Origin of the sequence: Stenotrophomonas sp. SrG (assembly GCF_050031795.1) — a bacterium.
In the GTDB taxonomy this organism is placed as follows: Bacteria; Pseudomonadota; Gammaproteobacteria; order Xanthomonadales; family Xanthomonadaceae; genus Stenotrophomonas; species Stenotrophomonas rhizophila_A.
Genome location: NZ_JBNBBE010001198.1, coordinates 1 through 238 on the forward strand (window position 1 = coordinate 1; position 238 = coordinate 238).

Here is a 238-nt window from a genome sequence, read left to right on the forward strand (position 1 = left end):
TGCCACCGGACTTGCCGGCGCCGCTGCGGTAGATCTCGACCTGCTCGCGGGTGGCGGCGTCCAGTTCCACGCCGCTGAACTCCACATGCAGGCGAACGTCGAGCACGTTCTCGCGCCAGCGCTTGTCCTCGCCTTCCTGCGCGCCCAGCCGCTTGACCAGCTCGCGCCGCACGGCGAAGTGGGGCTCGGGGGCGTCGCGCTCGTCGGTCGGGGGAGGCGACAGCACGTCGCGGAGGTG

At 72.3% G+C, this 238-nt stretch carries 1 protein-coding gene; it reads right to left on the reverse strand.

The window, feature by feature from the left end:
* The coding region (locus tag ACQG3P_RS23250; RefSeq protein ID WP_426806360.1) for a hypothetical protein at positions 1-238 on the reverse strand (238 nt) is incomplete at both ends.